Source organism: Roseobacter sp. OBYS 0001 (genome assembly GCF_019654895.1).
GTDB classification, from domain to species: domain Bacteria; phylum Pseudomonadota; class Alphaproteobacteria; order Rhodobacterales; family Rhodobacteraceae; genus Roseobacter; species Roseobacter litoralis.
In genome coordinates this window covers 574,683-596,448 of the sequence record NZ_BPES01000001.1, presented here as the reverse complement: position 1 = coordinate 596,448, position 21,766 = coordinate 574,683, and the positions used below count along the sequence as shown (strand labels likewise).

At 57.3% G+C, this 21,766-nt stretch carries 22 protein-coding genes; 13 read left to right on the top strand and 9 right to left on the bottom strand.

What is annotated here, in order from left to right:
* From K5Q35_RS02860 to K5Q35_RS02845, 4 genes are read left to right on the top strand one after another with little or no spacing between them, the layout of a single operon-like run.
* Entirely contained in the window at nucleotides 1-1,032 is a 1,032-nt protein-coding gene (locus K5Q35_RS02860) for a branched-chain amino acid ABC transporter permease (RefSeq protein WP_013961524.1), read from the top strand.
* A gap of 4 nt (nucleotides 1,033-1,036) precedes the next feature.
* Nucleotides 1,037-2,236: a branched-chain amino acid ABC transporter permease gene (locus K5Q35_RS02855; RefSeq protein WP_013961523.1), complete on the top strand. Its 1,200-nt coding sequence runs from the start codon at nucleotides 1,037-1,039 to the stop codon at nucleotides 2,234-2,236.
* A 12-nt stretch (nucleotides 2,237-2,248) separates the two neighbouring features.
* Nucleotides 2,249-3,013, top strand: a complete 765-nt coding sequence (locus tag K5Q35_RS02850) for an ABC transporter ATP-binding protein (protein WP_013961522.1) — start codon at nucleotides 2,249-2,251, stop codon at nucleotides 3,011-3,013.
* A 12-nt stretch (nucleotides 3,014-3,025) separates the two neighbouring features.
* Entirely contained in the window at nucleotides 3,026-3,781 is a 756-nt protein-coding gene (locus K5Q35_RS02845) for an ABC transporter ATP-binding protein (RefSeq protein ID WP_013961521.1), read from the top strand.
* Nucleotides 3,782-4,012: 231 nt separating this feature from the next.
* Here K5Q35_RS02845 and K5Q35_RS02840 read toward each other — a convergent pair whose 3' ends face one another.
* On the bottom strand, nucleotides 4,013-5,518 hold the full coding sequence (locus K5Q35_RS02840; RefSeq protein WP_220798365.1) for a class I adenylate-forming enzyme family protein: 1,506 nt from the start codon (nucleotides 5,516-5,518) through the stop codon (nucleotides 4,013-4,015).
* 151 nt (nucleotides 5,519-5,669) lie between these two features.
* On the opposite strand from K5Q35_RS02840, the gene accB reads away from it, so the two are divergent.
* The 3 genes from accB to aat are packed head-to-tail and all read left to right on the top strand — an operon-like array spanning nucleotide 5,670 to nucleotide 8,167.
* Nucleotides 5,670-6,158 (top strand): acetyl-CoA carboxylase biotin carboxyl carrier protein, encoded by a 489-nt coding sequence (accB, locus tag K5Q35_RS02835; RefSeq protein WP_013961519.1) that lies wholly within the window; start codon nucleotides 5,670-5,672, stop codon nucleotides 6,156-6,158.
* 11 nt (nucleotides 6,159-6,169) lie between these two features.
* A complete protein-coding gene (gene accC / locus K5Q35_RS02830) occupies nucleotides 6,170-7,522 on the top strand; it encodes an acetyl-CoA carboxylase biotin carboxylase subunit (RefSeq protein WP_013961518.1) in 1,353 nt (450 codons plus the stop codon).
* A 12-nt stretch (nucleotides 7,523-7,534) separates the two neighbouring features.
* On the top strand, nucleotides 7,535-8,167 hold the full coding sequence (gene aat, locus K5Q35_RS02825; RefSeq protein WP_220798364.1) for a leucyl/phenylalanyl-tRNA--protein transferase: 633 nt from the start codon (nucleotides 7,535-7,537) through the stop codon (nucleotides 8,165-8,167).
* On the opposite strand, the gene K5Q35_RS02820 is transcribed toward aat, so the two are convergent.
* The 6 genes from K5Q35_RS02820 to K5Q35_RS02795 form a co-directional block, all read right to left on the bottom strand.
* Nucleotides 8,131-8,490 (bottom strand): DUF2155 domain-containing protein, encoded by a 360-nt coding sequence (locus tag K5Q35_RS02820; RefSeq protein WP_220798363.1) that lies wholly within the window; start codon nucleotides 8,488-8,490, stop codon nucleotides 8,131-8,133. The two genes, aat and K5Q35_RS02820, sit on opposite strands and share 37 nt — an antisense overlap.
* Nucleotides 8,487-8,933, bottom strand: coding sequence for an outer membrane lipid asymmetry maintenance protein MlaD (gene mlaD / locus K5Q35_RS02815; protein ID WP_220798362.1), 447 nt, complete (start codon nucleotides 8,931-8,933; stop codon nucleotides 8,487-8,489). Before mlaD ends, K5Q35_RS02820 begins: the two co-directional genes overlap by 4 nt.
* Nucleotides 8,934-8,938: 5 nt before the next feature.
* Nucleotides 8,939-9,322, bottom strand: coding sequence for an NADH:ubiquinone oxidoreductase subunit NDUFA12 (locus K5Q35_RS02810; protein WP_013961514.1), 384 nt, complete (start codon nucleotides 9,320-9,322; stop codon nucleotides 8,939-8,941).
* An 81-nt stretch (nucleotides 9,323-9,403) separates the two neighbouring features.
* Entirely contained in the window at nucleotides 9,404-9,766 is a 363-nt protein-coding gene (locus K5Q35_RS02805) for a RidA family protein (protein WP_220798361.1), read from the bottom strand.
* Nucleotides 9,767-9,903: 137 nt separating this feature from the next.
* Nucleotides 9,904-11,169, bottom strand: coding sequence for an ATP-dependent Clp protease ATP-binding subunit ClpX (gene clpX / locus K5Q35_RS02800; protein WP_013961512.1), 1,266 nt, complete (start codon nucleotides 11,167-11,169; stop codon nucleotides 9,904-9,906).
* 138 nt (nucleotides 11,170-11,307) lie between these two features.
* Nucleotides 11,308-11,934, bottom strand: a complete 627-nt coding sequence (locus tag K5Q35_RS02795; protein WP_013961511.1) for an ATP-dependent Clp protease proteolytic subunit — start codon at nucleotides 11,932-11,934, stop codon at nucleotides 11,308-11,310.
* A gap of 150 nt (nucleotides 11,935-12,084) precedes the next feature.
* Between K5Q35_RS02795 and K5Q35_RS02790 the strand changes: the two genes are divergently transcribed.
* On the top strand, nucleotides 12,085-13,287 hold the full coding sequence (locus K5Q35_RS02790) for an FAD-binding domain-containing protein (RefSeq protein WP_220798360.1): 1,203 nt from the start codon (nucleotides 12,085-12,087) through the stop codon (nucleotides 13,285-13,287).
* Between the two features lie 256 nt (nucleotides 13,288-13,543).
* On the opposite strand, the gene K5Q35_RS02785 is transcribed toward K5Q35_RS02790, so the two are convergent.
* Together K5Q35_RS02785 and K5Q35_RS02780 are read right to left on the bottom strand one after the other, a co-directional pair.
* Entirely contained in the window at nucleotides 13,544-14,602 is a 1,059-nt protein-coding gene (locus tag K5Q35_RS02785) for an ABC transporter ATP-binding protein (protein ID WP_220798359.1), read from the bottom strand.
* 4 nt (nucleotides 14,603-14,606) lie between these two features.
* The gene (locus K5Q35_RS02780; protein ID WP_220798358.1) at nucleotides 14,607-15,398 is read right to left on the bottom strand and encodes an IclR family transcriptional regulator; all 792 of its coding nucleotides are present in this window, start codon (nucleotides 15,396-15,398) and stop codon (nucleotides 14,607-14,609) included.
* Between the two features lie 230 nt (nucleotides 15,399-15,628).
* On the opposite strand from K5Q35_RS02780, the gene K5Q35_RS02775 reads away from it, so the two are divergent.
* The 5 genes from K5Q35_RS02775 (at nucleotide 15,629) to K5Q35_RS02755 (ending at nucleotide 21,765) form a co-directional block, all read left to right on the top strand.
* Entirely contained in the window at nucleotides 15,629-16,888 is a 1,260-nt protein-coding gene (locus K5Q35_RS02775; RefSeq protein ID WP_220798357.1) for an ABC transporter substrate-binding protein, read from the top strand.
* A 96-nt stretch (nucleotides 16,889-16,984) separates the two neighbouring features.
* Nucleotides 16,985-17,911 carry a carbohydrate ABC transporter permease gene (locus tag K5Q35_RS02770; protein WP_013961506.1) on the top strand — a complete coding sequence of 309 codons (927 nt, stop codon included), beginning with the start codon at nucleotides 16,985-16,987 and terminating at the stop codon, nucleotides 17,909-17,911.
* Nucleotides 17,912-17,979: 68 nt separating this feature from the next.
* Nucleotides 17,980-18,828, top strand: a complete 849-nt coding sequence (locus tag K5Q35_RS02765) for a carbohydrate ABC transporter permease (protein WP_011569006.1) — start codon at nucleotides 17,980-17,982, stop codon at nucleotides 18,826-18,828.
* Nucleotides 18,825-20,909: an alpha-galactosidase gene (locus K5Q35_RS02760; RefSeq protein ID WP_220798356.1), complete on the top strand. Its 2,085-nt coding sequence runs from the start codon at nucleotides 18,825-18,827 to the stop codon at nucleotides 20,907-20,909. Before K5Q35_RS02765 ends, K5Q35_RS02760 begins: the two co-directional genes overlap by 4 nt.
* 85 nt (nucleotides 20,910-20,994) lie before the next feature.
* Nucleotides 20,995-21,765, top strand: a complete 771-nt coding sequence (locus K5Q35_RS02755) for an SDR family NAD(P)-dependent oxidoreductase (protein WP_220798355.1) — start codon at nucleotides 20,995-20,997, stop codon at nucleotides 21,763-21,765.
* Nucleotide 21,766 lies beyond the last annotated feature (1 nt).

Sequence of the window (21,766 nt, the reverse complement as noted above, 5' to 3'; positions counted from 1 at the left end):
ATGGACGCATTAATCCTGCAAATCCTCAACGGCCTGGACAAAGGGTCTGCCTATGCGCTGATCGCGCTGGGTCTGACGCTAATCTTTGGCACGCTTGGTGTCGTGAACTTCGCGCACGGTGCGCTGTTCATGATCGGCGCATTCTGTGCGGTGACACTCAGCCGCCTTTTGAACCTCAGCCATGAGGTCGCAGTACCGGGAGAGGTCGATTTCCTCGGCAACCCGATGATGCGCGACGTGCCCTATATCTACGATATCTTTGGCGAAACCATGGGGGCAAGCATCATCGACTGGGCGGTGCCCCTGTCGATCCTGTTCGCGATCCCCATCATGGTCGGGATCGGTTTCGCGATGGAGCGTGGCCTGATCAAGCATTTCTACAAGCGCCCCCATGCGGATCAGATCCTCGTCACCTTCGGTCTTGCCATCGTCTTGCAGGAAATCATCAAATACTTCTACGGCGCCAACCCGATCCCCACCCCTGCCCCTGCGGCCTTCACAGGATCGTTTGATTTTGGCGCGGTGCTCGGCTTTGACCCGAACACGATCATTTATCCCTATTGGCGTCTGGTTTACTTTGCCTTCTCCGCTGTCATCATCGGTGCCGTTTTCGCCTTTTTGCAATTCACCACCTTCGGCATGGTCGTGCGCGCCGGTATGGCAGACCGCGAAACCGTCGGTCTTTTGGGCATCAACATCGACAAGCGGTTCACCATCATGTTTGGGATTGCAGCCGCCGTCGCGGGGCTTGCCGGTGTGATGTATGCGCCGATCAACTCGCCCAATTACCACATGGGCATGGACTTTCTGGTGCTCAGTTTCGTGGTCGTCGTTGTGGGCGGTATGGGCTCTCTGTCCGGAGCGGTTCTGGCGGGCTTTCTGCTCGGTATCTTGGAAAGCTTCGCCTCCATGGCCATCGTGCTGGAGACGCTCCCCGGCATCAACCAAATCATCATCTATCTGGTCGCAATCATCATCTTGCTTACCCGTCCACGCGGACTCATGGGGCGCAAGGGCGTGATGGAGGAATAATCACATGTTCGGACTGACGAAAAAAGATGCGACGCTGCTGCTGATCGTAGCCTGTCTCACCATGTTCGCCCCCTTCATTCTCAACCCCTTCCCCGAAGGCTCCGCGATGGCGCAGTTCAACGCGGGCTATCCGGACCTGATGCAACGGCTGGTGATCTTTGGCATCTTTGCCATCGGGTTCAATATCCTCTTTGGTCTCACCGGGTATCTCAGCTTTGGACATGCCGCCTTTCTGGGCGTGGGCTCATACGCTGCCATCTGGATGATGAAGCTGCTGACCATGAATGTAATTCCTGCCATCATGATCTCGGTACTGGTCGCTGGTCTTTTCTCGCTGCTGGTGGGGTGGATATCCCTGCGGCGTTCGGGGATTTACTTCTCGATCCTGACGCTGGCTTTTGCGCAAATGTCCTATTCACTGGCCTATTCGGTTCTGACGCCCATCACGGGTGGCGAAACAGGATTGCAGCCCAAGATCAACGATCCGCGTATCATTGACCGTGTTTTTGGCGCTGATGGAACGGAGCGTGCAAACTTCTTCGGCCTCGAAATGGGGGCGAGTTATGAGATGACCGTGGGCTCTTGGGTCTTTACCTTCAACGCCGGGTATTACATCGCAGCCTTCGTGATGCTGCTGGCGTTTTACCTGTCGATCCGCATCTTCCGCTCGCCTTTCGGGATGATGTTGCGGGCCGTGAAATCAAACCAGCAACGGCTGAACTACACCGGCCTCAATGCCAAACCCTACACGCTGGCGGCCTTTGTCATCTCCGGCATGTATGCCGGCCTTGCGGGCGGGTTGCTGGTGGCGATGGACACGCAAGTGGGCGCGGAACGCATGTTCTGGACTGCCTCTGGCGAGGTCGTTCTGATGACCATTCTCGGCGGCGCCGGGACGTTGATCGGACCGGTCCTTGGTGCAGGTTTCATCAAATACATGGAGAACATCGTCTCCAAGATCAACAAAACCGTGCTGGAGCAGTGGTTTGCCTTTATGCCAGACGGGATCGAGGATTTCATCATCACAATCGTCTACCCCTTCGTGGGCAAAGGCTGGCACCTCACGCTGGGGCTGCTGTTCATGATGGTCGTCATCTTCCTGCCCGGTGGGCTTGTTCAGGGTGGTCAGAAAGTGGCGGGCCTGTTCCGACGCAAGAAACCCGCCGATGACAAGCCTGATGGCAAAACAACACCTGCGGAATAAGGAGACGACGTTATGGGAATTCTCGAAGTCAAAAACGTCAACAAGCGGTTCGGGGGCCTGCAAGCCCTCGGCGACGTGAACCTCTCCATCGCAGAGCAGTCGGTGCATGCGATCATCGGACCGAATGGCGCGGGCAAGTCCACGCTGCTCAATTGTCTGGTCGGCAAGCTGATCCCCGATACAGGGTCGGTCATGTTTGACGGCCAGTCCGTGCTGGGACGCAAGCCACACCAGATTTGTCAGATGGGCATCAGCCGGGTGTTCCAGACCCCCGAAATTTTCGGCGACCTGTCCGTTCTAGAAAACATGATGATCCCCTGTTTCGCCAAACGGGACGGCGCATTCGAGTTGAACGCCATCACCAGCGTGATGTCGCAAAAAGACGTGCTCGCCAGCGCCGAACATATGCTGGAAGACATGAATATGGCTGACAAGCGCGAGATGCAGGCCAGTTCTCTGTCGCGTGGTGACAAACGACGGTTGGAAATTGGCATGTGCCTCAGCCAACAACCCCGCCTGTTGCTGCTGGATGAGCCAACAGCCGGCATGGCGCGCGCTGACACCAACAACACCATCGACCTGCTGAAACAGATCAGCGACGAGCGCGACATTACCATCGCGATCATCGAACATGATATGCATGTGGTCTTCAGCCTTGCGCAGCGTATCACGGTTCTGGCACAGGGCACGCCGCTCGTTGAAGATACGCCCGATAACATCAAGGGTCACCCGAAGGTGCGCGAAGCATACCTCGGCGAAACCCAGACTGCGGCCTAAGGAGATACTGAGATGAACGTCAAACCCGATTTCTCCAAGAACGCCAATATGGCCGCAACCGCCCCGGCCTTTCTGTCGGTCTGGGACATGCATGCCTATTACGGTGAAAGCTATATTGTGCAGGGCATCAGCTTTAACGTCCATGAGGGTGAAATCCTTGCCCTCTTGGGGCGCAACGGTGCTGGCAAGACATCCACCTTGCGCGCCATTGCGCGGCTCGGCGACCCGGAGCTTCGCCACGGCGAAATATGGCTCGATCACCAGCCGCTGCACACGATGAAAAGCTATGAGGCGAGCCAGGTGGGGCTCGGTCTCGTCCCCGAAGATCGGCGCATCATCGCAGGCCTCACAGTTGAGGAAAACCTCAAACTGGCACAGATCGCGCCGCCAATTGGTTGGTCACTTGACCGCGTCTACGATCTGTTCCCGCGCTTGCGCGAGCGCCGCACACAGGAAGGCGTCACGCTCTCCGGTGGGGAACAGCAGATGCTGGCGATTGCCCGCGCCCTGTGTCGCGACATCAAGGTGCTGCTGCTGGATGAACCCTATGAGGGTCTCGCCCCGGTGATCGTTGACGAGATCGAAAAGACCCTGCGCATCATCAAAGAGCAGGGCATGACGACCATTCTTGTAGAGCAGAACGCGGTCCGGGCGCTGGAGCTTGCCGACCGCGCGGTGATTTTGGACACGGGCGGGATAGTCTTTGATGGCTCCGCTGCTGAAGTGCTCGAAAATAAAGAGCTGCGTGAGGAATACCTCGCTATTTGAGCGCTGAGGCCATCACAACAGGCGTACCCAGACCTGTCTTGGCCGGGCTCTCAACAGCGCGGCCCGGACTGTTGAGCGAACGCATGCGTTTGGCAGAAAACCGGACGTATCATGCACCCGCAGATGCGACGATCTCCGTTACTTCGGGCAGCGCGCGTTACGCGCAGTATGGAATGATGTCTTCGTGCACGTGCCTGCGATACTGGGCCGGGTGAGCAAGTGGCCTCTCACTCAACCCTTAGCCAACAGTTTGCGCAACTCGGTTTTAAGCACTTTACCATAATTGTTTTTCGGCAAGGCAGTGAGCGTCATGTATTCTTTCGGCCTTTTGAAACGCGCGATGTGATCAAGGCACAGCTGGTCCAGCCGCGCCGGATCCACTTCGCCGACAACAAACGCGACAACCTCCTCGCCCCACTCCGGATGTGGGCGGCCCACGACCGACACTTCGGTGACGCCGCGGTCCTGCAGTAGAACTTCTTCGACCTCGCGCGGGTAGACGTTTGATCCCCCCGTGATGATCATGTCCTTTGATCGGTCTTGCAGCGACACATAGCCATCTTCCGACATGAACCCCATATCGCCGGTCATCAGCCAGCCATTCAGCAGGGTTTTGGCCGTCGCCTCCGGGTTGGCCCAGTATCCGGGCATGACCGTGTCGCCGCGCACCATGATCTCTCCGTGCGCGCCGACGGGCAGCGGCTTGCCGTTTTCATCCCCAATCGCGACCTCGACTGCGGATTGCGCACGCCCGACAGATTGCAACCGGCGCGCCCAATCGACATGCGTCCTGTCTGTCACATCCGCGCGGGACAAGGCGGTGATGCCCATCGGACATTCACCCTGACCATAAACCTGAATAAAAATGGGCCCAAAGTGATCCACAGCCGCGATGATATCCGCGTTATACATCGGCCCGCCCGCGTAAATAATCGTGCGCAGCCCCTCGCCGCGATGTCCCGTCGCAGAGGCATGTTGGGTCAGCCGGTTGACCATCGTGGGGGCTGCAAAAAGATGCGCATTCCCGAAATGCTGCGCCAGCGTCAGGATTTCGTCCGGATCAAAGCCCCCCGAGGGCGGACAAACGTGGCGCGCCCCGGCCCGGATGTAGATCATGTTGTAAATGCCTGCGCCGTGGCTCATCGGGGCTGCATAGATCGTGACATCGTTCGGGGAAACGGCATCAACATCCGTGACGTAACACAGGCTCATCACGCTGAGCATGCGGTGGGTGATCATCACCCCCTTGGGCTTGCCCGTCGTCCCGGATGTATAGAACAACCAAGCCAGATCATCCCCCTCGCGCGGTGTCACAGCCTCAATTGGGGCATGTGATTTGATGTCGTCAAAAGCGGCGCCCGGCACTTCGGTCTGATCGGTGGTGGCCCCTGCCTGGCTGAGCGATGCCATCAACTCGGGCGAAGTAAACACATGTTTGGCACCGCTGTCCTCAAGGATAAACGCAGCCTCGCGGCCGTGTAATTTGGCATTGATCGGCACCACGGCCGCCCCAACGGCCCAAATCCCATAAAAGACCGTCAGATAATCTGGCACATTTTTCATGAACAGCGCGACCCGGTCCCCCGGCCCCACACCCTGCCCCGACAGCCAGCCCGCCACCGCGCGCGCCTCACGCCAAAACTGACCGTAATCCGCGACACATGTCTTGCCAAAGAAAAGCGCGGGGCGCTCAGGGGTGATTTGCGCCTGTCGCTCAAGCCAATGTGCGAGGTTCACCACTTGCTCCTTCTGCTGGTTTGGAGTTTACCTGCTCTGCGCAGCGCTGCAATAGGCGGGTTTCCATGGCGTCACCCTTCGCATATAACAAGCGCGCAGGAACAAGGGCCGATGCCAATACGGCCTGCCCAGAAAATGGTCGAGGATATTAATGACAAAAAAGAACCATGACGCAGATGTGGCATTTATTCAGGCCCTTGCAGAATTGCTGCGTGAAAATGACCTGACTGAGCTTCAGGTCAAAAGAGACTACGGCGCGGATGACAGCCTGAACGTGCGGGTCAGTCGACACCAGCAACAGGTCTTCACGCAGGTCGCGGCAGCCGCGCCAGCCTCCCCCGTGGCGGCACCTGCTGCAACACCCAGCGCGTCGCCTGCAGAAACCGCAGATGACCCTGCAGATCTGCCGGGTGCTGTGACCTCGCCCATGGTCGGCACTGTCTATATGCAGGCTGAGCCCGGCGCGCCTGCCTTTATCTCCGTCGGCACCAAGGTGGCCGAAGGCGACACGCTGTTGATCGTCGAAGCCATGAAGACCATGAACCACATCCCGTCCCCCAGATCCGGCACCGTCAAGCGCATTGTCGTCGAAGATGGCGCCGCAGTCGAATTCGGCACTCCGCTCGTTATCCTCGAATAGGAGCGACCAGCATGTTCAACAAGATTTTGATTGCCAACCGCGGCGAAATCGCCCTGCGTGTTGTGCGGGCAGCGCGCGAAATGGGCATTGCCTCTGTCGCGGTACATTCAACCGCCGACAGTGACGCGATGCATGTGCGCATGGCCGATGAAAGCATCTGCATCGGCCCGCCCGCGAGCCAGCAAAGCTATCTGTCCTTTCCCGCTATCATCTCGGCCTGTGAAATCACGGGCGCAGAGGCGATACATCCCGGTTACGGGTTCTTGTCAGAAAATGCCGGCTTTGTTCAGATCGTTGAAGATCACGGGATCAGCTTTATCGGACCAACCGCCGAGCATATCCGTGTCATGGGCGACAAGATCACCGCCAAAGACACGATGAAAAACCTCGGCGTGCCTTGTGTGCCCGGGTCTGAGGGTGGCGTTCCAACACTTGAGGATGCACAACGGATTGGTGCAGAGATTGGCTACCCCGTCATCATCAAAGCGACCGCAGGCGGTGGTGGTCGCGGCATGAAAGTCGCCCAGAACGCCGAGGATATGGAAAAAGCCTTTATGACCGCCCGCGCGGAAGGCAAATCCAATTTCGGCAATGATGAAGTCTACATCGAAAAATACCTCACGACGCCCCGACATATCGAGATACAGGTGTTTGGCGATGGCAAGGGACGCGCCGTGCATTTGGGCGAGCGGGATTGCTCTTTGCAACGCCGCCACCAGAAAGTCTTTGAAGAGGCGCCCGGACCGTCCATTTCTGCCGAAGAACGCATGGCCATTGGCAAGGTTTGCGCAGATGCCGTTGCGCGGATCAACTACATCGGCGCTGGCACCATCGAGTTTCTTTATGAAAACGGCGAGTTCTATTTCATCGAGATGAACACACGCTTGCAGGTTGAGCACCCAGTGACCGAAGCGATTTTCGGCGTTGACCTTGTGCGCGAACAAATCCGTGTGGCCAGTGGCATGGAGATGTCCTTTCAGCAAGAAGACCTAGCCATCAACGGACACGCTATCGAGGTGCGTATCAATGCGGAGAAATTACCGAATTTCACGCCCTGTCCCGGTCGCATTACCCAATATCACGCGCCCGGCGGTCTTGGGGTGCGCATGGATTCGGCGCTCTACGACGGCTATTCGATCCCGCCCTATTACGACAGCCTGATCGGCAAGCTGATCGTGCATGGTCGTGATCGACCCGAAGCCCTCGCACGCCTGCGTCGCGCGCTTGGTGAGTTGATCGTTGATGGCGTTGATACGACCGTGCCGCTTTTCCATGCGTTGCTGGAAGAAGACGCGGTTCTGTCGGGTGGATACAATATCCACTGGCTGGAGCAGTGGCTGGACGCAAACCTCAGCGCAAGTTAAGGGTTTGTCGTCATGCGATTGACCCCGGACGTGCTGATGCAGGCCTATGCGACGGGTATTTTCCCAATGGCGGAGCATCGCGATGATCCGGACATTTTCTGGGTTGATCCCCTGCGTCGCGGGGTCATGCCTTTACGCGGGTTCCATGTGTCACGGTCGTTGCGCCGCCAGATGCTGCGCACAGGCTTTGAAATCAGGGTCGATCAGGATTTTGCAGGCGTTGTGGATGGCTGCGCGGATCGTGCTGACACATGGATCAACGATGAAATCCGAAGCTTGTACAACGCGTTACACGAACGAGACCAAGCGCATTCGCTTGAAGTCTGGGAAGAGGATACGCTGGTTGGCGGGGTTTACGGTGTCACGCTGGGGGCCGCATTTTTTGGCGAAAGCATGTTTTCACGCCGCACCAACGCATCGAAAATAGCGCTTGCCTGTCTGGTGGACCGGCTGCTCGATGGTGGTTTTGCGCTGTTTGATACGCAGTTTTTAACCGACCACCTTGCCTCCCTCGGTGCCATCGAAATCAGTCGCGCAGAATATCAAAAAGCGCTTCAAAGCGCCTGCGCCCGTCCAGCAAGTTTTGTAAACCCGCCCCTGCGCACCCCTCAGGAGGTCGTGCAGCGCATCACCCAGATGTCATAGCGCGGATGGTCCATCGCGGAGAGCGCCGGGGATGACGCGATCATCCAACCTGAGAAGATGTTGGCCCCGGAATTAATGTCACGCACATTCAGAGAGGCAAACGCGTCGCCCGATGGGTTGCCTACCGGGTAGCGGCAGGAATTCAAGGTGATGCTGATGCGTTCCAGCTCCGCAGTCTGACCCTTTGGTACGATGATTTCAAAGGTATCACCATTTATTCGGTCAACACCACGCAATTGCGCGCCGGTGGCTTCGGTTGCCGCCTGCTGTGCAAGTGCGGCCGAGGCAGTGAACACAAAAGCCAGACAGGATCGCAGGATCATTCAGAAGAGCCGCCCACGAATTTCAACAGCAGCGACACAAGACTGACAGCGCCCTGAGTATCCTCAATCTGGTCACCTGCCGCGTAGAAATACGGCGAACCGCCCGGTACGATTTCAACAAAGTTACCGCCCAGCAGGCCCTCAGACGATATTATGATTGCGCTATCGTCCGGAATTTCGATCTCCGAGTTCAGCGATACCGTCGTGTCGGCGCGATATGTTTCCGCGTTCAGCGTGACCTCGGACACGGTGCCTATTTTGACACCCGCCAGGCGCACATCGCTGCCTACATTCACACCTTCAAGGCTGCGAAAGCTTGCCTCAAGTGGGTATGTCGCCGATCCCCCCGCATAGCCTGAAATTTGCCCGGCGTAGACGACGAATCCGATTGCGGCGGCGAGGACACCCGCCCCAACGAGAACTTCAGTTGTATGTTCAGCCATCTTGTTTACTCCGGCGTCCACGCCTCATAGTCACGGCGCGGTTCTGGTTCTGCCCGGCGAATGGAACCTTTTGGCGCATAAGCCAGAGCCGTCCCTGTGAGGTTTTCCTGATGCGGCTTTTGCCACGGTTTATGATTTAACGGCGATTCACTCGGTGTGGTATCCCAAGTATGATGTAGCCACCCATGCCAGTCGGGGTCGACGCGGCTTGCCTCGGCTTCACCATTGTAAATCACCCACCGGCGCAATTTGTCCTTGTTTTCATAAAACACATTGCCCTGACTGTCTTCACCCACTTTGATGCCATTGCGCCATGTCCAGAGCTGCGTATTCAGCGTTTGCCCGTTCCACCAAGTGACGGAGCGCAAAATAGAAGTCAAAAAGCCCATGGGTTTTCTCCGATCAAACCGTTTCGATAGCTATGGCGGATTATACGCAAAACGTCCAGATGGATGCGCGGTTTGCCGCGTCTACTCAGGCAGCAAAGCTGTCACTTCGATCTCAATCCTGAATTTTGGATCAATCAGGTTGCATTCGATCATCGTGGCAGCCGGTGGGTGGGCACCGAAAGCGGCGCGCAAGAGCGGCCAGCAGGCTTCAAAATCAGCGGCCCGCGGCAACATATACGTCACGCGCACCACATCCACAAAGCGGCACCCGGCCTTTTCCAGTGCAGCCTCAATAATGGCAAGTGCGGATGCGCATTGTTCTGTGACTGTCTCGCCCTCACCGACCGTGCCGGAGACATGCACCCAGCCGCCAGCGACCACAGCTCGACAGTACCCAACTTGGGCCTCGAAAGCGCCGCCAGACGGAATGCGTTTTATTGACATGACGCTGTCCCTAATGCGCGCTGGATTCTTGTTGCGACACACATCTCTTGCCGCTGGAATTGGTCTGACAAAACAACCGTGTTTTCAAAAACAGGCCGCGATGTCCTAGCTTCCGATACGGTCAGGGTTGCCAAGGATCATCCGGCGCTTGCAGGTTCTTTGCTCGCGTCTGCATGGATCATCAAAGGTGCAGCGTCAGAATTCACGGCCTCTTCGTTCACCACAACCTCGGTCACACTATCCAAACCGGGAAGTTCAAACATGGTATTGAGTAGGATGTCTTCCAGAATGGAGCGCAGCCCACGGGCCCCTGTTTTCCGCTCTATCGCACGTTTCGCAATGGCTGAAAGCGCATCATCGGTGAAGGACAGTTCGGTATCTTCAAGCTCGAACAAACGCTGATACTGTTTGACCAATGCGTTCTTGGGCTGGGTCAGGATCGTAACCAACGCATCCTCATCCAGATCTTCCAAGGTGGCAAGCACCGGCAAACGACCCACGAACTCCGGGATCAATCCGAATTTCAACAGGTCCTCGGGCTCCAGATCAGTAAAGATTTCGCCAACCCCGCGGTCATCATTCCCCCGCACATCGGCACCGAAACCCATTGCCGACCCTTTACCGCGTGCCGCGATAATCTTGTCGAGACCCGCGAAGGCACCACCACAGATAAACAGGATATTCGTCGTATCGACCTGAAGGAATTCCTGTTGCGGGTGTTTACGCCCCCCTTGAGGAGGAACGGATGCAACGGTCCCCTCCATCAGCTTGAGCAAGGCCTGTTGCACGCCCTCGCCCGATACATCGCGCGTGATTGACGGATTTTCGGATTTGCGCGTAATCTTATCGACTTCATCGATGTACACGATGCCACGTTGTGCCCGCTCGACATTATATTCAGACGACTGCAACAGCTTGAGAATGATATTCTCGACATCCTCACCAACATAGCCCGCTTCGGTCAGAGTTGTAGCATCTGCCATGGTAAACGGCACATCCAGAATACGCGCCAGCGTTTGAGCCAACAGCGTCTTGCCGCACCCCGTTGGTCCGATCAAAAGGATGTTGGATTTTGCCAATTCAATGTCGCCGCCTTTTTGGGCGTGATTGAGGCGTTTGTAATGGTTGTGCACGGCCACGGACAAAACGCGTTTCGCCATCGCCTGACCAATAACGTAGTCGTCAAGCACAGCGCAGATGTCTTTCGGCGTCGGAACACCGTCGGTTGCCTTCAGCCCCGACGCTTTTGTTTCTTCGCGGATGATATCCATGCAAAGCTCAACACATTCATCGCAGATGAAAACGGTCGGTCCGGCGATCAGCTTTCGCACTTCATGCTGACTTTTGCCACAAAAGCTGCAATATAGCGTGTTTTTGCCGTCTCCGCTTGAATTCGTCGCCATTTGAAGCCTTTCCGGTATCGCGTCCTTTGGAGAGCAACCAGCGGTCTGGAATGCTCTCCATGTTCTGTATCAGTTTAGGCCAGCCCCAGTCCGTCCACAATCGCTAAATGGTAAACGAACGGTTAGACAAAAGCCTCATTACGTTTCGGCATCATCTTTGCTGCGATTTTCAACAATCTCATCGATAAGGCCAAAGTCTTTCGCCTCTTCGGGAGACATGAAGTTATCCCGTTCCAATGCGTTTTCGACTTTTTTCAATGTCTGGCCCGTGTGCTTGACATAAATCTCGTTCAGTCGATCCTTGAGCTTCTGCGTTTCCGCAGCGTGGATCATGATATCCGTCGCTTGGCCCTGATATCCGCCCGATGGCTGGTGCACCATGATCCGGCTGTTGGGCAGCGAAAAGCGCATGCCGGCCTCGCCTGCTGTCAGCAACAGCGACCCCATCGAGGCCGCCTGACCGATCACGAGCGTCGACACCTTGGGTTTGATGTATTGCATCGTGTCATAAATCGACAGACCGGAGGTGACGACGCCGCCGGGGCTGTTGATATACATCGAAATTTCTTTCGCCGGATTGTCCGCCTCAAGGTGCAAAAGCTGTGCCACAATAAGGGACGACATTCCGTCATGCACAGGGCCGTTCAGAAAGATGATCCGCTCTTTCAGCAGGCGTGAAAAGATGTCGTAGGCGCGTTCGCCTCTGCTGGTTTGTTCCACGACCATGGGAACAAGGTTCATGTATGTTTCAATCGGGTCTTTCATGTGGAATGCCTGTCTGCTGCCTCGTTGTCAGGACCATACCTGCGAACGGTTGACAGAACATTAGTGTTGGTAAGAAGGAGCCGCAAGGGGGGCAACACAACTTTGGGTTTTGCTGTTGACCTGCCTTCCTGCGCCTCTACGTCGCCGCAGATGTCACAGATATTCCTCCCGACGCACACCGCCGCTCTTGAACGGCTTTCAGCATTCGTTCCGCAGGCGGGCCGCGATTATGCCACGCGGCGAAATTATGATCTTGGACCGGGCAATCACACCCATGTCTCAGGCCTTTCGCCCTACCTGCGCTGTCGGCTGATCACTGAAAGCGAGGTCGTGAATGCTGTACTGCAGCGTCATAGCATCGCGGCTGCAGAAAAATTCGTGCAGGAGGTTTTCTGGCGCACCTATTGGAAAGGCTGGTTGGAATTACGTCCGGCGGTCTGGACGCAGTATCAGGTGGCGCTGGATCAGGCGTGGAATGACGTTCAGACACAAGCCGGTTTGCGCGCCCGTTGGGAAAACGCCTGTCGTGGCGAGACAGGGATCGACTGTTTCGACGCATGGGCGCATGAGCTGGTCGAGACCGGATATCTGCACAATCACGCGCGCATGTGGTTTGCATCAATCTGGATTTTCACGCTTGAGCTGCCATGGGAACTGGGTGCGGATTTCTTTCTGCGTCATTTGCTCGATGGCGATCCGGCATCAAACACATTGGGCTGGCGGTGGGTTGCGGGCATACAGACCCAAGGCAAGACCTATCTGGCGCGCACAAGTAATATATCGAAATTTACTGAAAATCGCTTTCACCCCAAATGGCAACTGGCCGGCGAAGCCATTCCACGCAGTGCCCCCCTGCCCCCGGAACCGCGCAGCCTGCCGCCTAGTACGGCATACGATCCGGCACGACGGACCGGTTTCCTGCTCCACGAAGAAGACCTCAGCCCCGGCTTCTTTCTCAATATTGTTGACCCGGTTGCCTGCGGGGTATTGCAGCCCCAAACCAAACTCGGCCCCTTGGAAAGCGCACCCCACATTGCCGGTTTTCGCAGCGCCGCACTGGAAGATGTGACAACCCGTTGGGGGGACCGCTTGGGCCCGCAGACACCTTTGACCTCGGATGAGGACATTCAGAACTGGGTCAAGGCGCAGAACCTTGACCAGATCGTGACGCCCTACGCCCCTGTCGGGCCCGTTGCCACACTGCTGGCGCAGGCTTCAGGAAAGGACGACGCAACGCCGATTATTCAACTGATGCGCCCCTATGACCGAATGACCTGGCCCCATGCAACTCGTGGTTTTTTTCCGTTCAAGAAGAAGCTACCGACCTTCATTGCCGATATCGAGGCCGCTTAAACTCAAAGTAGCAGGAAGGGACATGCAGCACCGGTTCCGGCGTTGTCATGCGGCCGGACACCGCGCTGTGGTCGATCGATCTTGTTGATTTAAAATTGATATATCTTGCTAATTTATCCGTATTTTCTGTGCACAAATGGCATAAAAATTGCCAAAAACCGACAAAATCACGAAGAACGCGCATATAGCCACTTATGCCCGCAAGAGGAGCAAGGAATACGACCAAATGATAACGCGCAGGAAAGACCCGCGACGGCTAACGCAGCCGCAAACCGCTCTCGCGCTCGAAAACCATCACGCGGCGCTCTTCGAAGGTGACATCCACAACATCGCCTGCCGCAGCACGTTCATCGCCGCGCTCTTCCACGATAATCCGCTCACCGGTTGGTGTGTCGAGATGCAGATAGGAAACACCGCCCAAGGCTTCAGAGAGCTCAGCTTTCAACGCGCCCTGCCCCTTCTGGACCACCAGATGTTCGGGCCGGACACCAAGGATGACCGCGCTTCCGACACTTGGCAACGCGACCTGAGTGGAGACGGTGCGACCCAAACCGGGCACCTCGATGCCCCCGTCAACCACCGTGCCATTCAGAAAGTTCATGGCAGGTGACCCGATGAAACCTGCCACAAACCGATTATCAGGGTCGCGGTAGAGTTCAAGCGGGGCACCCACCTGTTCGATATGACCGGCGCGCAGCACGACGATCTTGTCCGCCAGCGTCATCGCTTCGACCTGATCATGAGTGACATAGATCATGGTCGCGCCGATTTCCTTGTGCAGGCGCGCGATCTCCACCCGCATTTCGACGCGCAACTCTGCATCGAGGTTCGACAGCGGTTCATCAAACAGGAAAACCTCCGGCCCGCGCACGATGGCGCGTCCGATGGCGACCCGTTGCCTTTGACCACCAGACAGGGCTTTTGGTTTGCGCTTGAGGTACTCATCCAGCTTGAGGATATCAGACGCGCCATTCACCTTTTTGGCGATCTCATCCTTGGGCACGCCGTTCATCTTAAGGCCGAACCCCATGTTTTCCTCAACCGTCATATGCGGATAAAGCGCGTAGGTCTGAAACACCATGGCAACACCGCGTTCTGAAGGATCCATGCGCGTCACATCACGCTCACCGATATGAATGTGTCCCTCACTTGTCTCTTCCAGACCGGCGATCATGCGCAGCAGCGTGGACTTTCCACATCCTGATGGGCCAACAAACACACAAAACTCACCATCTTCGATCTCAAGGTCGATTCCATGGATCACCTGCGTTTCGCCATAGCGTTTGATCGTCTTCTGAAGCGTGACACCTGTCATTTGATTACGTCCCTGTCATTTGAGGCATTGCATCGGGAAAGCGCCAGTCCTGCACATCGGCAGCAATGGCAGTGGCGGTCCGGGCGAGGCATGGCGCAAGCGCTTCCAGCTGATCCAACGAGATGATCCGCGTTGACCCCGTGATCGAAAGCGCGCCCAGCACGCGCCCCCCCGGTGCAAGGATCGGTTGCGCGATGCAGATGATCCCGGGTTCGTGTTCTTCGCGGTCAAAAGCGTAACCGCGCGCACGGATATTGGTCAGCTCGGCGCGGAGTGCGTCGGCGGTAGAATATGTATTGGGCGTAAAGCGATGGAAGGACTGCTGCGCAAGGACCCCCTCCAAGTCACCGCTCGGCAGGAACGCCAGCATCGCCTTGCCCACGCCCGTGCAATAGGCAGGACCGACCTTGCCCGCATCGCTGAACATCTCAATGGGTTGGGCCGCGTTGCGCTTATCCACATAGAGCACCTGTGCATTGTCCAACTGCGCCAGATGCACCGTCTGGTCAATATCTGCGCTCAACCGGTCAAGATGCGGTCGCGCAATCGGTGCCAGCGAGCTTTGCGCCCAGGCCGCATGGGCAAGCCGCACCAGACGCACGCCCAGACTATAGGTCTGACGTTCCGGATCATAACTCAGCATGCCTTGCGATGTGAGCGTCTGCAAAAACCGATAAAGCGTCGCCTTGGGAAAGTGGCTTTGCGCCAACAGCGTGGCAAACCGCACAGGCTGGCCAAATTCCGCAACCTGATCCAGCACATCAAGTGCCTTGCCTACCGTTCCATCACCGGACATGCCCTGCGGGTCCCTTCATCTCACCGGGGTAGACGGCACAAAACGCTGCATCGTTTGATCCGACCACGCGCATTTGCACCCGTACCCCACCGCATGTTCTCGCCCACCGGGAAAAGAACACTGTTGACACTTTAGGCAGATTGCGTTGTAGTTTTCAATATATAAAACCAAGTTTCACATAATGGAACTGATAGTCTTGCAAGAAGCAACCGTACCTTAGGGAGGACACCATGCGCTTCACCACCACATCCATGGCTTTGGCATTGGCCGGATCAACCATAATTGCCGGGGCCGCACAGGCTGAGCTGACGGGTGATCTGAAAATATTCCTTGATACCTCCAACCCCGCGCCCCGCGCGACGATGGAAAAGATGATTGGCGATTTCGGTACGCTGCACCCCGATCTCAACATTGAGACCACGGTGATTGACCGCGAAGCCTATAAAACCCAGATCCGGAATTTTCTGACCGCGGACGCGCCGGACGTTGCCACATGGTACGCTGCAAATCGCATGACACCCTACGTCTCCGCAGGGTTGTTTGAGGATGTCTCTGACCTCTGGGCAGAGCCTGAGATTGCCGAAAACCTTGCCTCCACCAAAGGTGCGATGACCATCGATGGCAAGCAGTGGGGCGTGCCCTACACCTATTACCAATGGGGCGTCTATTATCGCAAAGACATCTATGAGGAATTGGGCCTGTCCGAACCGGCGAATTTCGATGAGATGAAATCCAACTGTCAGGCGATCGTCGATTCAGGCCGTGCCTGCTATACCATCGGCTCCAAATTTCTGTGGACGGCGGGCGGCTGGTTTGACTATCTCAACATGCGCACCAACGGCTTTGATTTTCACATGGCGCTGGCCGCCGGTGAGGTGAAATGGACCGATGACCGTGTGCGGGCCACCTTTGCTAACTGGCGCGAGTTGATCGACATGGGGGCCTTTGTGGCCAACCACCAGAACTATTCCTGGCAGGAGGCCCTGCCCTTCATGGTCAATGGTGAAGCTGCCGCCTACCTCATGGGCAACTTCGCTGTAGCCCCCCTGCGCGAGGCGGGCCTGACGGATGATCAGCTGGACTTCTACCAGTTCCCCGCAATCAACCCCGATGTCGCATTGGCCGAAGATGCGCCGACGGATACGTTCCATATCCCATCGGGGGCTCAGAACAAGGAAGCCGCGCGCGAATTCCTGCGCTACGTGGTCTCTGCGGATGTTCAGACCGAGATCAACAACGGGGCCAATCTGGGTCAGTTGCCGATTAACGCAAGCGCGTCGGTGGATGATGACAAATTCCTGAACGAGGGTTTCGAGATGCTGTCGTCCAATTCACCGGGTGGCGTCGCGCAGTTCTTTGACCGCGACTACCCAGCAGAAATGGCGGCGGAAGCCATGCAGGGCCTGCAGGAATTCATGGTGATCCCGGACAACCTCGACGATATCCTGAACCGTCTCGATAAAGTCGCCGCGCGCGTCTACAGCAAGTAAAACCGACATCGGGCTGGGCGCACATGTGCCCGGCCTGCGCCCCCCGCAGGTTAGCACGCTGGCCATGGCGGATCCGCACGCCGCAGGAGATGCTTCATGTCAACAGTTGATCCCACCATCACATCCGGCACCGCAGATCGCAGCTGGTACAAGCGCAACGAAATCGCCGTAACGCCTTGGCTGTTTTTGGCTCCTGCAATCCTGTTCTTTGCCTTTTATGTGATCTGGCCGATCTACCAATCCATCGTGATCTCGTTTTACGACTGGGACGGGCTGGGCGAGGCGCGCTTTATTGGCATGGGCAACTACGTCGAACTGATGGACGACGGCGCGTTCGAGGTGTCGCTCTGGAACAACCTCAAGTGGCTGCTGTTTTATCTGCTGGCCATTCCCGGCGGTTTATTTATCGCGCTGTTTCTCAATCAGACAGTCACCGGCATACGCCTTTATAAATCATTGTTTTTCTTTCCCTTCGTGATCAGCCAGGTGGTGGTCGGCCTCGTTTTTTCATGGTTCTACCTGCCCAATGAGGGCTTGCTCAATGGAATGCTGGGCCTTGTGGGGCTTGGTCCCGTCAATGTGCTGGGCGATCCGTCATGGGCGACCTATGGCATCATTGCCGCCGGCCTCTGGCCGCAGACGGCCTATTGCATGATCCTCTACCTCACAGGGCTGAACGCCGTGGACCCCGAGCAGATCGAGGCGGGTCGACTGGATGGGGCCAAGGGCTGGAAAATGCTGTGGTACATCATCATCCCGCAGCTCAAACCCGCCACCTTCATCGCCTTTGTGGTCACGATCATCGGCGCACTGCGCTCGTTCGATCTGATCTCGATCATGACCAACGGTGGGCCGTTCGGGCAGACCCGGGTGCTGTCATTTTACATGTTTGAAAAAGCGTTGTCCGAATACGGGTTCCGCATGGGCTACGGTGCTGCCATCGCGGTGGTGCTGTTTCTGATCATGCTGGTCTTTATCGCCTATTTCCTGTGGTCCATGTGGAAAGAGGAGCGTGGACGATGACCCATTTGCGTACCCCCTTTCCTGAGGCAAAACACGCGGTCCTGCCAGCCCGCACGGAGGGTTAAGAGATGTTCCCCACCCCCATTGAAAAGCGATCCCGCCCTGCACAGCTGACCTATCAGTCCCTGCTGCCGCTGGCGCTGATCATGTGGTTGCTGCCGCTTATCGCGGTTGCCGTGTTTTCGGTCAAACCGGCCGAAGACTTCACCCAAGGGAATTACTGGGGCATGCCGTCGTCTTTCGAATTGTTCAACAACTACGGGCAGGTGTTCTTCAACTCTGACATGCCGCGCTACATGCTGAATTCGGTCCTGATTACTGTCCCAACTGTCGTCGGTGCCGTCGCGCTGTCCTGCCTCGCGGGCTTTGCGCTGGGGATTTACAAATTCAAATCAAACATCTGGATATTCTTCATGTTCGTGGCGGGCAACTTCGTGCCCTTCCAGATCCTCATGGTGCCGGTGCGTGATCTGACACTCGATATGGGGCTCTATAATACCAAAACCGGGTTGGTACTGTTTCACATCGCGTTTCAAACCGGGTTCTGTACGCTCTTCATGCGCAATTTCATCCGCGCCCTGCCGTTCGAGCTGATCGAAGCCGCGCGTGTTGAAGGCATCGCGGAGTGGAAGATTTTCTGGTACGTCGTGATCCCCCTGATGAAACCCGCGATTGCGGCGTTGTCGGTGCTGATCTTTACCTTTATCTGGAACGATTATTTCTGGGCGGTGGTCCTGACACAAGGACCGGAAAGCCAGCCTGTCACGGCGGGCATCACCTCGTTCAACGCGCAGTTCCGTGCGGCCTATCACCTGATGAGCGCGGGCAGCATTGTCGCCGCCCTGCCCCCGGTTCTGATGTTCTTTCTGATGCAAAAGCACTTTATCGCAGGTTTGACGCTGGGCGCCGTCAAGTGACAGAGTGCTGGCGGCTGGATGACGCGCGCCAGACGCTGGCGCTTGCCTCGACAAATGGGCGGTGCCCGCAGGTCATTTACTGGGGCGCGCCCCTGCCACCGGGCGAAGACCTGTGCGCGCTCAGCGATGTCAGCACGCTCGATGTGACGGGTGGCATGCTGGATCAGAACCCGGATCTGTCGCTCTGCCCTGAGGCTGCACGCAGCTTCCCGGGCCAGCCCGGTCTCATTGTGCGTGACCGGGACGGCACGCCTTTCCTACCGAAATTCCGACTGGATCACGTGACGCAGTCCGAGCTGACCCTGACCGTGACCTGCATCGACGCGGCCAACCAACTGACCTATGTGGCGGATTTTGCGCTCGATGCCGACACCCATGTGATCGCCATGACAGCACGGCTATCTGCTGACCGACCGCTGCATCTGCACTGGCTGGCCGCCCCTGTCCTGCCCGCCCCGCAACATAGCGAGGAGATGATTGATTTCGCAGGCCGCTGGTGTGGTGAATTCCAGATGAACCGCACCGCATGGTCGCCGGGCATCCGCTACCGCGAAAACCGCACGGGGCGCACCGGCCACGAGCATTTTCCCGGTCTGGTCGTGCCCTGCAAGGGGGCGACCAATACCGCAGGTGAGGCTTATGCCTTTCACTATGGATGGTCCGGCGGGCACCGGATGATCGCCGAAGAATTGCCCGATGGCCGTCGCCAGATCCAGTTCGGCCACGCCGCCCGCATGGAAACGGCTGCCGCCACTGAATTCCGTACCGCCCCGCTTTATGCGGTCTATTCCTGCGACGGTCTCAACGGCTGCGCGGTCTCCTTTCAACGCCATGTGCGCGACCGGATCGTCAGCTGGACCGACACGGGCCGCCCGCGCCCGGTGCATTATAACTGCTGGGAAGCGGTCTATTTCAAACACGACCTGCCGGTGCTCAAGGACATCGCCACACGGGCCGCCGCCCTTGGTGCGGAGCGTTTCGTGCTGGATGATGGCTGGTTCGGGCAGCGCGACGATGACACCTCGTCGCTGTCGGACTGGGAAGTGGACCCGCGCAAATACCCGGACGGGTTGGGGCCGCTGATCGATTTTATACATGCACAAGACATGAGTTTTGGCATCTGGTTCGAGCCGGAAATGATCAATCCGAACTCCAACATCCACCGCGCCCATCCCGATTGGGCGTTGGGGGCAGAGGATCAAATCCTTGGCCGTCAGCAAAAGGCGCTCAACATGGCCCTGCCGGAGGTGCGCGATTTCCTCTATCAGCGCATATCTGCGCTGCTCTCTGCTCACCCCATCGACTACATCAAATGGGACCACAACCGGGTCTTACCCATGCCCGATGCGGCCCAGACCCGCGGCTCCTATGCGCTGATGGATCGGCTGCGCGCCGATTTTCCGCATGTGGAAATTGAAAGCTGCGCCTCGGGTGGCGGGCGGATTGATTTCGGCATCCTGCACCGCACGCAAAGGGTCTGGTTGTCCGACAGCAATGATGCGCTGGAACGGCTGAAGATGCAGCACAACGCCGCGCTTTTTTTACCTTCCTGCGTCACCGGCAGCCATGTGGGGCCGCGCAAATGCCATACCTCGGGCCGTATATTGGACATCGCATTCCGCGCTTGGGTGGCCGCACAACGCCATATGGGGTTTGAGATGGACCCGCGCGAGTTGACCGACGAGGAAGCAGACGTTCTGCGTGATGTTTCCCAATGGTGGAAGAACAACCGCGACTGGATGGACACAGGCGATATCCTGCGGCTGGACGCGGCGGACCCGTCGGTCATTGCCGAACAGCAACTTGCCCGGAACGGCGGCCAATTCGTGGTCTTTGTCGGCAAATCCGGCACGTCGGATCAGATCGCCCCGCGCCCTTTGCGCCTGACCCGGCTGGAGCCAGAGGCGCGTTACGAGGTCAGCCTGCGCAATCGCAAGGCCGCATCGCATCTGTCGCGGGGGTCTTTGGCCCTCAAGGACGGCCCTGTCACGCTGAGCGGGGCAGCCCTGATGCAAAACGGCCTCACGCTGCCATGGAGTTTTCCCGAATCCATGTGGGTGCTGGAGGGCCGCCGCCTGTGACACGAAACACGGAATTTACAATGGCCCTGCGTCACCAAGCAGTGTATCGCAGACGCCTACGTCGCCCACCAGACTGGAGATTTTCATGACCAAAACCGCAACTTTTCATGACCTCAAGGGCGCTTCGATCTACATAACCGGCGGTGGCTCTGGGATAGGTGCGGACCTTACGGATGGATTTCTGGCGCAGGGGGCGAAGGTCGCCTTTATCGGTCGTTCTGACGCCACTGCGTTTGTCGCGCAAATGGAAGAAAAGCACGGGGTTGCACCACTGTTTTTACAAGGCGACATCACCGACACGGACCGACTGCGCGAAACGATTGCCGCCGCCGAAAAGGCGCATGGCCCGATTGACGCACTTGTATCAAACGCAGCCAACGACCAGCGCCACAACTGGCTCGAAACCACACCCGAGGAATGGGATGCCTATCTGGACATCAACCTCAAAGCCTACTTTTTCGCAGCGCAAGCGGTTGCGGGGTCGATGATCAAACGCGGTGCGGGGTCGATCATCAATTTCAGCTCCATCAGCTACATGATGGGCAACGCGGGCTATCCGGCCTACACGGCGGCCAACGGCGGCATCACAGCCCTGACCCGCAGTCTTGCACGCGAACTGGGTCCAAACGGCATCCGCGTGAATGCGCTGGCACCGGGCTGGGTGCTGACCCCGAAACAATTGGACAAATGGGCCACACCAGAAGGACTGGCCGCACACCTTGAGCGCCAATGCCTCAAGACCCATCTGGAGCCACAGGATGTTGTTGACGCCGTTTTGTTTCTGGCCTCGAAAACGAGCCGCATGATGACCGGGCAATGCATGGTCGTGGACGGCGGCGTGGTCACAACAGGGTGAG